Source organism: Pseudomonas sp. NPDC098747, assembly GCF_044760045.1.
Lineage (GTDB): Bacteria > Pseudomonadota > Gammaproteobacteria > Pseudomonadales > Pseudomonadaceae > Aquipseudomonas.
The window spans coordinates 1-1,065 of record NZ_JBIWAL010000155.1; the positions used below are offsets into that span (position 1 = coordinate 1).

The window sequence follows — 1,065 nt, forward strand, 5'->3', positions numbered from 1 at the left end:
ATCAGTCTTAACACGGAAAGAAGGGTCTTCCTGAGCAAGCTTGCCCAGAGCGATACCCATTTTTTCCTGGTCATCCTTGGTCTTAGGCTCTACGGCAACCGAAATAACCGGCTCCGGGAAGTCCATACGAACCAGAATGATTGGCTTGTCAGCGTTGCAGAGGGTCTCACCAGTGGTGACATCCTTCATGCCGATCAGGGCCGCGATGTCACCAGCGCGCACTTCCTTGATCTCTTCACGGGCGTTTGCGTGCATTTGCACCATACGACCCACGCGCTCTTTCTTGCCTTTAACCGAGTTGATCACGCCGTCGCCGGAGTTCAACACGCCCGAGTAAACGCGGACGAAGGTCAAAGTACCCACGAATGGGTCAGTGGCGATCTTGAACGCCAGAGCCGAGAACGGCTCCGAATCGTCTGCATGACGCTCCAGCTCGATTTCCTCGTTATCTGGGTCAGTACCCTTGATAGCAGGAATGTCGGTTGGCGCAGGCAGGTAGTCGATAACGGCGTCGAGAACCAGGGGAACACCCTTGTTCTTGAAGGACGAACCGCAAACAGCCAGAACGATTTCGCCGGCGATAGTACGCTGACGCAAAGCAGCTTTGATCTCTTCGATCGTCAGCTCTTCGCCTTCCAGGTACTTGTTCATCAGCTCTTCGTTGGCTTCGGCAGCAGCTTCAACCATGTTGTTGCGCCACTCTTCAGCGAGCTCTTGCAGCTCAGCAGGAATGTCCTTGCGAACAGGGACCATACCTTTGTCAGAGTCATTCCAGTAGACAGCTTGCATGTTGATCAGATCAATCTGACCCTGGAAGTTGTCTTCGGAACCGATAGCCAACTGAATTGGCACCGGAGTGTGACCCAGACGCTGCTTGATCTGAGCGATCACGCGCAGGAAGTTAGCGCCAGCACGGTCCATCTTGTTTACATAAACAAGACGTGGAACGCCGTATTTGTTGGCTTGACGCCATACGGTTTCCGACTGAGGCTCAACACCCGAAGTACCACAGAACACAACGACAGCGCCGTCGAGTACGCGCAGGGAACGTTCAACTTCAATAGT

The 1,065-nt window shown here is 53.8% G+C and carries 1 protein-coding gene; it reads right to left on the reverse strand.

Features of this window, described 5'->3' with window-relative positions; translation table 11 throughout:
* The coding region (locus ACIQVE_RS29750) for an elongation factor G (RefSeq protein ID WP_402815547.1) at positions 1-1,065 on the reverse strand (1,065 nt) is incomplete at both ends.